Annotated in this window: 14 protein-coding genes; all 14 read right to left on the bottom strand. The window is 33.5% G+C overall.

Annotation, left to right across the window (positions count from 1 at the left end; genetic code table 11):
* Nucleotides 1-245: type II toxin-antitoxin system toxin HigB (locus HMPREF2658_RS01630; RefSeq protein WP_070854179.1), on the bottom strand; the 245-nt coding region annotated here is incomplete at its 3' end.
* A 14-nt stretch (nucleotides 246-259) separates the two neighbouring features.
* Nucleotides 260-502 (bottom strand): SAV1978 family virulence-associated passenger protein, encoded by a 243-nt coding sequence (locus tag HMPREF2658_RS01635; RefSeq protein WP_000131370.1) that lies wholly within the window; start codon nucleotides 500-502, stop codon nucleotides 260-262.
* A gap of 3 nt (nucleotides 503-505) precedes the next feature.
* Nucleotides 506-874, bottom strand: a complete 369-nt coding sequence (locus HMPREF2658_RS01640) for an SA1788 family PVL leukocidin-associated protein (protein WP_000101288.1) — start codon at nucleotides 872-874, stop codon at nucleotides 506-508.
* Between the two features lie 12 nt (nucleotides 875-886).
* Nucleotides 887-1,291, bottom strand: a complete 405-nt coding sequence (locus HMPREF2658_RS01645; protein ID WP_000401960.1) for a RusA family crossover junction endodeoxyribonuclease — start codon at nucleotides 1,289-1,291, stop codon at nucleotides 887-889.
* A gap of 8 nt (nucleotides 1,292-1,299) precedes the next feature.
* Entirely contained in the window at nucleotides 1,300-1,518 is a 219-nt protein-coding gene (locus HMPREF2658_RS01650) for a hypothetical protein (protein WP_000338530.1), read from the bottom strand.
* A 6-nt stretch (nucleotides 1,519-1,524) separates the two neighbouring features.
* Nucleotides 1,525-2,418 (bottom strand): DnaD domain-containing protein, encoded by an 894-nt coding sequence (locus HMPREF2658_RS01655; RefSeq protein ID WP_000148321.1) that lies wholly within the window; start codon nucleotides 2,416-2,418, stop codon nucleotides 1,525-1,527.
* A 29-nt stretch (nucleotides 2,419-2,447) separates the two neighbouring features.
* Nucleotides 2,448-2,918, bottom strand: a complete 471-nt coding sequence (gene ssb, locus HMPREF2658_RS01660; protein ID WP_000934760.1) for a single-stranded DNA-binding protein — start codon at nucleotides 2,916-2,918, stop codon at nucleotides 2,448-2,450.
* Entirely contained in the window at nucleotides 2,919-3,536 is a 618-nt protein-coding gene (locus HMPREF2658_RS01665; RefSeq protein ID WP_071665632.1) for an MBL fold metallo-hydrolase, read from the bottom strand.
* An 80-nt stretch (nucleotides 3,537-3,616) separates the two neighbouring features.
* Nucleotides 3,617-4,537 carry a recombinase RecT gene (locus HMPREF2658_RS01670; protein WP_000138475.1) on the bottom strand — a complete coding sequence of 307 codons (921 nt, stop codon included), beginning with the start codon at nucleotides 4,535-4,537 and terminating at the stop codon, nucleotides 3,617-3,619.
* A gap of 1 nt (nucleotide 4,538) precedes the next feature.
* Nucleotides 4,539-6,482 carry an AAA family ATPase gene (locus HMPREF2658_RS01675; protein WP_054194526.1) on the bottom strand — a complete coding sequence of 648 codons (1,944 nt, stop codon included), beginning with the start codon at nucleotides 6,480-6,482 and terminating at the stop codon, nucleotides 4,539-4,541.
* An 8-nt stretch (nucleotides 6,483-6,490) separates the two neighbouring features.
* Nucleotides 6,491-6,754: a hypothetical protein gene (locus tag HMPREF2658_RS14000; RefSeq protein ID WP_001556054.1), complete on the bottom strand. Its 264-nt coding sequence runs from the start codon at nucleotides 6,752-6,754 to the stop codon at nucleotides 6,491-6,493.
* Nucleotides 6,755-6,762: 8 nt separating this feature from the next.
* A complete protein-coding gene (locus tag HMPREF2658_RS01680) occupies nucleotides 6,763-7,023 on the bottom strand; it encodes a DUF1108 family protein (protein ID WP_000291510.1) in 261 nt (86 codons plus the stop codon).
* A 4-nt stretch (nucleotides 7,024-7,027) separates the two neighbouring features.
* Entirely contained in the window at nucleotides 7,028-7,330 is a 303-nt protein-coding gene (locus HMPREF2658_RS01685) for a DUF2482 family protein (protein ID WP_000165371.1), read from the bottom strand.
* Nucleotides 7,331-7,424: 94 nt separating this feature from the next.
* A complete protein-coding gene (locus HMPREF2658_RS01690) occupies nucleotides 7,425-7,586 on the bottom strand; it encodes a DUF1270 family protein (RefSeq protein WP_000048129.1) in 162 nt (53 codons plus the stop codon).
* Nucleotides 7,587-7,588: the final 2 nt, after the last annotated feature.

Here is a 7,588-nt window from a genome sequence, read left to right on the forward strand (position 1 = left end):
TCATTTTCCTGCTCCTCCTCATATTTATAGACCACTTGCCCCGTCATAATCCCTACTGCTTCATCAAGACCAATATCTTCTTTGAGTGCATCTTGCATAGCATTAGGTAAACCCTTAAGTATTTCATCAAACGCTTGCGCTTTCTTATATACGTCCTCAATCTCTTTTAGTAATCCCTCTGTGTCATTACCGTTATACGCACTAGCACTTATAACGGACTGTTCAATTTGTTCGCGGTTATTCATCATTTCCATCTCCTCTAAAATAAAGTTAGTTGCTTCTGTTTCTCGTATTCCAAACCATGTTGCTTTATATATATTTCTAGCTCTTCGGCTGTATCAAACGTCTTCTTTACGCCTTGCCAACCTGGTACGATATGCCCGTGAAAGTAATAATTGCCGTTTGCTACATGGATATGTGCCACTCGTTCGTTATCTTGATACAGATATCTCTTAGATCCAAAGAATTGATTTAGGTATTCTTTGCGTGCGTTATCTGTCATGATCTACTTCTTAACTTTCACGAATATGTCGTTTTCCATCAGGTAGCACGCATAACGTCCTCTTGGATGTTTCTGAGGCACATTAAACAAATGTGGCTTCTTTCTTCTTAGCTCAGCCTCTTTCTTTCGCTTTCTTTCCAATTTGCGTTCGAGTCTAGCTTGTTCCAGTCTTTCTATTGTTTTCTTTTCTCTGTACTCGCTTAAACGCGTACCTTCTGGTGCGTCCATTGCTTCATGTAGTTCCCAACCGTCTTTTACTCTCTTAGAAACCATTCCAGCGGTTATACCGTGACTTTCTATTAATTCCATTTCAGATTTGGTAAACCTATATGGTTTATCATTTATTGTTACAATCCTTGCTTTTCTCGCCATTTTATCCACCTCTTATATTTCTTCTATTCGTATGATTATTTTGGGCTCAATTCCATAACGCTTTGAGCTAGTTATTTCTGCAATTTGATTGTCATCTTTCCACAAATAATTGTTACAAGCGTCTAGAACTGTCTTCATCAAATTATCGATATCTGGTTTAGTTACTTTTAATTGTCCAATCGCTTGAGTTTTCTTTTTCTTCGACCATGATTTAGGTGGAGTAAAGTAAAACTCTAATTCAATTTTTAATGCATTTTCTAGATTTAGCTTTGGCATTTGATTTTGTAAATATTTTTTATGTTCTGTATATTTTGTAGGCATATATGTGTGTGCATATCTACCTTTTGTGCTAAAACGCGGTCGAGGCGAGCCCATAGGTGCCTCGAAAGTTTCGTTAAATTTAATTTCTATCTCCATGTAATCCCTCATATATATTCAAATAAGCTTGTTTGGTGTCCTAACTCCATTTGTTCATTATCAATAAGTGTTTTTAATTCATAATCATCTAAGTACCAACGTCGACCATTGAATTTTGTATGTTTTAATCCAACAACTAAATGCCGTCCATCTTTAAAATGTGGTGTAACTGAAAACATTTTGTTGCCGTCATGATCAAATAGATAGTATTTATCAAATGCATCCATTTTCAATCACTCCCATTTGCTATTTAGACGCTTAATAAAAGCTTCTCTGTCTTTCTCAAGGTTTTCATCTACTTCCGGCGTTTTCGTTTCTCTCGTGCTGTCTGTGAGCCATTTGGGTGTTTTTTCTTTTGATTGTTTAACGAAAGGTTTATAATTTTGTTTTTTGCTTTCAAGTTGTTGCTTTTCAAATGCACGTACTTGTTCAATAGATTTCAAGTTTGCATTAAGCCAAGTATTCAAAATGCTTTTAGCATATCCCCAAGTAACCTTGTTTCTGTCTTTAGCGATTTTAAGTGATGCGGTAACTATTTCATCTGAATCATTTTCAAATGAATCAAGATAGTAATTTAAATCGTCTAAATTGTAAGGAGTTATGAAACCGAATCCGTTATCTTGGAAGAAGTCGAAGGCGGTTACCTTCTTCTTCTCATTATTCACATTCTTTTCATTATTATCTTTATTATCATTATTGTTTGTGTTGGTTTGATGTTGTTTTGATGTTGGGTTGATGTTTGACTGATGTTGTTTTGATGTTGGTTTGATGTCGTTTTGATGTTGGTTCCTGCCCTGCTCACTTTGATAAAAGTCATAATTGACAATGGTTATAAGGGTATATTTTGATGTTGTTTTGACTTCTAACATTCCATCACTCTCGAGTAAGTCAAGGAAGGTTTTCACTTTAAATCGTGACCAGTTAAAAAGGTCAGACAAGGTCAAAATAGATGTTAATCTTTGTCCTCTTTCAACGGTTACAATTTGGTTTCCTATAGGCACTTTTGCCTCTGAATGATTCGCTTCCATGAGTAAATATATCCATGCTTCGAACTTTGAAAATGTTCTCTTTTCTTTAAATAGCCAATGATTTTGAATTGAGCGATCAATACTTATCCAACCAGTCATATACACACCTCACTTTCAAACCGGTTAAATTAGAATGGTAAATCATCATCATTTAGTTCAATCGGACCATTTGCATTCGCAAACGGATTATCTTTTACTGGTTTGTTATTTGAATATTGCGATTGTCCACGTGTTTGTTGTACTTGTTGTTGATATAAATCTTGTTGAGTGTCATTTGAGTTTTTCGGTTCTAAAAATTGAATACTATCAGCAATAACTTCCGTAACGTATACACGTTGACCTTCCTTATTTTCATAGTTCCGCGTTTGTAACCTACCATCTACGCCCGCCAACGATCCTTTAGATAGGTATTTATTAACGTTCTCTGCTTGTTTTTTAAATACGATGATATTAATAAAGTCTGCCTCGCGCTCGCCTTGTGCATTTGTAAATGTACGGTTAACTGCTAATGTGAATGATGCTACATTTACACCACTTTGAGTGGTTCTTAATTCTGGGTCTCTAGTTAAACGACCAACTAATATTGTTCTGTTTAGCATTTATAAACCTCCAAAATAAACGGGCGCGCCCGTCACTTTTTGTATTTCACTTTTAATGTATTTTGCATTTGAATTTTGACTACTTAAATGAATTAAATGTATTTCTTCGAGTCTAGTTAAATCATTTGCTTTTAACATTCCGATAGCATGTTCTAAGCTAAAATGAGACTCCATAATTCTGTTTGCTAATGTGCTGTGCACACTGCCGTTTTTTATGTTTTCTTGCATTTGTTCATAGATATAATTAACTTCTAGCATCATGTGCGTAATGCCATTAAATTTGTATTTCAAATACTTTGTATCAGTAACATACAGAACCTTATAACCTAGTGTGCTTTGTAATAAGAAAGCCACAGGCTCGTTAGCATCATGTTCGATGTCAAACGGTAGAATTGACCATGTGCCTATTCGCAGCTCTTGCTTTGCCTTAATCGTGCATAAGCGATGACTTTCAAAATTCATAGCTTGTTGTGTTCCAGCAGTCATATAGCTGATTACACCATTGTCGACAAACTGCTTTGTATACTTTGCATGATCACCATGTTCGTGTGTGATAAGACACCCTGCTATATGTCTTGTTTTATATTTGAAATGCTTTTGAACACGTTCAAATTTTATACCTGCCTCAAATAGTAACGTAGTACGTCCATCATTTAAGACGTAGCAGTTACCACTTGAACCAGTTGCTATTGTTTCAATTAAAATGGCTCTTCTTCGCTTTCTTTTTCTGTTGCAGGTTCTTTTATTTCTTCAAAGTCAGATACATCAATAGGCTTATCATTTTCTAATTCTGTGTATTGTGCTTCTTCAAGAACTGGTTGTTCAAAGTCCAATTGTTCTTGATTTGCATTTTCTTCAACTTCTGCGTCCAACACTTCTTTGCGTTGACGTTGTTCGGATTCTTGTGCGTATTTGAAAAGATTGCTATCTGTTGATGTGTTGATATAACGTTTAGCAGCTCTATTGATAACTGTTTTTTTAGCCATTTCTTCTTTGAAATTATTATGTGTTTTAGAATTTTGTAATGCTTTTTCATCTTTAATCATTGATGACTGCATCCATGCTTGTTTAATTTGTTCAATAGTCATGACTTCAATATAGTTATCTCGTCCATCATTAAATACGATTGTGCAGTACGCACCGATAATGTTTTCTTTGTCGATGTTAAAGAAGTCTTGTTCGTGTTTAATCGCTTTGATACGTCCTGTTTCTCCCATTTCTTGCTTGAATGTATCGCCTTTATAAATCACTTGAGCAACAACATCTTGAGCACCTGCATCACGTTTTAACATCATTACATTACCGTGATAGCTACGTTGTAACTGCATTTTGTTGCCGTAAGGAATAAAGTAGCATTGATTTTTAGCTGGATTTAAACCTTGCGTTACCATGTCTAATAAGGCATTTGCTTTGCTTGTATCGTTACAACTCATTAATTTGTTATCTTGGCTGATTTGTAACCATGCTTGTTTCATGGCATTACTTGGTGAATAATCATTTGGCAATTCCAAATTGCCTTGTGACTCTAAAACTCTCACTTTGTTTAATACGTTGTCAGATACGTTCTTTTCTTGTACTAATTGTTGTTCAATAGTTTGTAATTTATTATTTTCAGTCATTTTATATAGTCTCCATTCTTAATTTTTTATCTTGTTCATTTACTATCAATTGAATTTGTTGTGATTCTGTTTTGATAAGCTCTGTTACTGATTCAGCATTATCAATAAATATTGGCGCTGTAACTTTAAAATGTTTTGATAGTGTGTTGATGATATCTAAGCCAACATTAATTCTTGAGGCGTTATTTAAACCGCTGTCATACTCGACACCATTAACCGTTGTTGAACATGTTTCTTCTAATTCGCCGTTAACTAAGGTATTGAATAGCTTAAATTCAGCAATATCAAATTCGTTATTGATGTTTTCAGTAAGCATTTTGACTTTTGTTGTTGTAAATTCTTTTAAGATATAAAGGTCATGTGAATACTTTTCTTTTTCATCCAATAATCTGTCTTCTTCATTTCTTAATTCAGAAATAACATCATCTAGATGTTTATTTGATTTTTCGATTGATATTGACACTTCAATTTCTAATTTTTCTTGAGTAAGTTCGCTTATTTTGTCATCTATTCCTGAAACTTTATCTTGAATAGTTTTCCTGATGTTAGAGCGTTTTTGATTAATCTCATTTATCTCTAACATTACTGCTTTGTATTCGTCAGTTTGCGTAACGTCAACGTGAGTTGTTTTCAACTTATTAATTTTGTTTTGTATTCTTGCTGAACGCTCTTCTGCTTCGTTGATTTTAATTTGTAAATTATTGTTGTCATCCTCTAATTTCTCGATAATTGGCTTTATTTTCTTGCCCTCTGAAATAATGTGATTGATAGATGTTTGTATTGTTTCTAATTCTTTCGATTTGTTTGCATTGAATTTCTGCAATGCTTTTTCTCTTACCTCACTCACTTGTTCAGCTGGTAACTGTTGACCACAACAACTACATACATTGTCATCAAGATATTCAAATTTTTGATTTTTAGCTTTTTCTAAATCACTTTTTAATCCTTTATGATTTTCTAATAATTGATTACGTCGATTTTCTTCATGTGTAATTTGTTGTTTGTTTTGCTTTAATCTTGTTTTAAGATTCGCAACCGTTCCATTTTCAACGTGTAGCTCATTTGTTAAAGCATGTATTTTGTTCTCATTACTGGCGCTATTATTAGCTTCTATGCGCTTCAATTCTGATTGTTTATCAGCTAATTGGTTACGCAAATTAATTTCTTCTGCACCGTTTTGAATATCTATACGCTCATTTTCAAGTTGCTCAATTTCTTGTTTTATGATTGTGTGTCTATCATTATCGAATTCCGGTACATCCTGCTTATTTTGTTGCGTTTGGTTAATACGTATCGGAATATCTTTGATATCTTTGTTAATCTGTTTTATCTTGTCTGTAAGAATCTTTTTCTTTGTTTCAATTTCGTGATCTCCAAGAATATTATTTAGTTCTTTAAAATCATCATTTGTTTTAATGACATCCTCATCATTGATTGGTTTAGCGATTTCAAACAACAAACTTCTTCGTTTCTTCCAATCTAGTAAGTTAAATGCTTGAGGGTTCGTAATTAACTTGAATACATCTTCATCAATCAGTTCATCAATACGAGCTTTATAATCCTTTACTTTTATTGATTCATCATTGATATATTGTTTCTTCGTTCGACTTCGTGAGTATTCCTTGCGATTCGTTTTTTGATTTATTGTGTATTTAGGATGTGACTCTTTTTTAAAAGTCGTAATTTTTCCGTCGATTTCAAATTCTGCGAAAACAGTCGGAATTAACTCATAATTTTCTTCGTTTTTTTCGTTTAAAGGTACAGGGTTAAATGATTTGGTTGAACCGTCTAAACCCTTATCGAAAAGCAGCCATTGTAATGCGGTTGCTGTTGTAGTCTTGCCAGTCGCATTATTGCCGTATATTTTTGCATCTTTACCGTCAAAGTTAAATTTTTCTTCTTTGATTCCAGCAAAGTTCGATATAGTTAACTTATTTATTTTCATATCTTTCCTCATGCTCCTTTTTTAATCTTCCGATGACCTCTTAGCACCTCGATAATTAATTTTTTTATTCGTTCATGGCTGTCTGGATTGATTTCATGTATCTGCACAAGCTTATTGTTTGTTTTGTAACTGTCGTGATAGTGCAAGAAATTAATCGATAAGTATCCGTGATGATTACGTTCAATTTCCAATAATGCTCGTTGGTTTGACAAAGTATATTCGTCGAATAACGTCTTAAAAATATTCAATATATTTCTTTCTGTATCTCTCATGCTTATACCTACCATTTCATGACTAAGTTAATTAGTCTGTCCTGTTCATCTGTGTTATTTTCAATCCATTCATAAATACTTTGTTTCAAAATATCTAAAGCTGTGTATAGATCGTTCTCGTCAGAAACTAGTAGCCCGTCAATTGAATTTCCTTCATGATCTAAAACGACTATTTCGACACTATATGCTCGCTTCTTAACTCTTAATTGAAAATCAAAGCCATCTACATTAAATATTTTTCGACATACGTCACCCGTTTTGTAATACATTGTTTTAGTCCTCCTTGTCGTCATCTATACCGAGAATTTTTTGTGATTTACACATTTGGAGAACATTGACAATATCTTTATAACTCTTAGTGCTATCCAATAAGTAAGCAAGATCAAAAGTATGACCAATCACAGAACTTGAACCTGCTAAATAATCTCCGTCGATAACTCCTATTGATGAGAAAAGCAAAATATCAAATTTACTTTCTCCCTTAATTTCTTTCGCTAATTCATACAATTCTGCCGTTTTTTCAGATAATAAGTCTTTTATTTCTTCCTGCGTCATGTCTTTATAATTTTTAGTCATGGTTGACTTCCTCCGTTTTTCGTTTTATATTTAACTTGAATTTTATTTCTTAAATGTTTGTTACTGTTACTTGTTGGCGCAAGTAGCAGTTTTTTTATTCTTCATAAAAGTATTCCTTATAGAATATGAATGTTGCGATACTTGCGAATCCTGCAATTGACCATGCTGTAGTGAAGTATAGAAACGGCATAAGTACAATCGCTAAGACTGTGAAGCATAGTACTGCTACTAGGTAGCTTTTATAAGTTTTACTCATTT

This window comes from Staphylococcus sp. HMSC062H10 (assembly GCF_001836945.1).
In the GTDB taxonomy this organism is placed as follows: Bacteria; Bacillota; Bacilli; order Staphylococcales; family Staphylococcaceae; genus Staphylococcus; species Staphylococcus aureus.

Bases quoted from the DNA above. Each gene is read 5' to 3' on its own strand.
- HMPREF2658_RS01635 (WP_000131370.1), bottom strand. From the start codon at position 502: ATGACAGATAACGCACGCAAAGAATACCTAAATCAATTCTTTGGATCT.
- HMPREF2658_RS01640 (WP_000101288.1), bottom strand. From the start codon at position 874: ATGGCGAGAAAAGCAAGGATTGTAACAATAAATGATAAACCATATAGG.
- HMPREF2658_RS01645 (WP_000401960.1), bottom strand. From the start codon at position 1,291: ATGGAGATAGAAATTAAATTTAACGAAACTTTCGAGGCACCTATGGGC.
- HMPREF2658_RS01650 (WP_000338530.1), bottom strand. From the start codon at position 1,518: ATGGATGCATTTGATAAATACTATCTATTTGATCATGACGGCAACAAA.
- HMPREF2658_RS01655 (WP_000148321.1), bottom strand. From the start codon at position 2,418: ATGACTGGTTGGATAAGTATTGATCGCTCAATTCAAAATCATTGGCTA.
- ssb (WP_000934760.1), bottom strand. From the start codon at position 2,918: ATGCTAAACAGAACAATATTAGTTGGTCGTTTAACTAGAGACCCAGAA.
- HMPREF2658_RS01670 (WP_000138475.1), bottom strand. From the start codon at position 4,537: ATGACTGAAAATAATAAATTACAAACTATTGAACAACAATTAGTACAA.
- HMPREF2658_RS01675 (WP_054194526.1), bottom strand. From the start codon at position 6,482: ATGAAAATAAATAAGTTAACTATATCGAACTTTGCTGGAATCAAAGAA.
- HMPREF2658_RS14000 (WP_001556054.1), bottom strand. From the start codon at position 6,754: ATGAGAGATACAGAAAGAAATATATTGAATATTTTTAAGACGTTATTC.
- HMPREF2658_RS01680 (WP_000291510.1), bottom strand. From the start codon at position 7,023: ATGTATTACAAAACGGGTGACGTATGTCGAAAAATATTTAATGTAGAT.
- HMPREF2658_RS01685 (WP_000165371.1), bottom strand. From the start codon at position 7,330: ATGACTAAAAATTATAAAGACATGACGCAGGAAGAAATAAAAGACTTA.
- HMPREF2658_RS01690 (WP_000048129.1), bottom strand. From the start codon at position 7,586: ATGAGTAAAACTTATAAAAGCTACCTAGTAGCAGTACTATGCTTCACA.